Origin of the sequence: Nosocomiicoccus sp. HMSC067E10 (genome assembly GCF_001810835.1) — a bacterium.
Classification (GTDB): Bacteria; Bacillota; Bacilli; order Staphylococcales; family Salinicoccaceae; genus Nosocomiicoccus; species Nosocomiicoccus ampullae_A.
Genome location: NZ_KV802758.1, coordinates 1 through 207, shown reverse-complemented (window position 1 = coordinate 207; position 207 = coordinate 1). Strand labels below are relative to the sequence as shown.

The window sequence follows — 207 nt, the reverse complement described above, 5'->3', positions numbered from 1 at the left end:
GGGCCTATAGCTCAGTTGGTTAGAGCGCACGCCTGATAAGCGTGAGGTCGGTAGTTCGAATCTACCTAGGCCCACTTTATATATGTGGGGGGGTTAGCTCAGCTGGGAGAGCGCCTGCTTTGCACGCAGGAGGTCAGCGGTTCGATCCCGCTACTCTCCACCATTTATATAAAACACGTACATTGAAAACCAAATAGAAGCAACAGA

2 tRNA genes are annotated in these 207 nt (G+C 50.7%); both read left to right on the top strand.

The features are described 5' to 3' along the window. Nucleotides 1-74: transfer RNA gene (locus HMPREF2767_RS02675), tRNA-Ile, on the top strand. Nucleotides 75-87: 13 nt separating this feature from the next. Then, a tRNA-Ala gene (locus tag HMPREF2767_RS02670) sits at nucleotides 88-163 on the top strand. Nucleotides 164-207 lie beyond the last annotated feature (44 nt).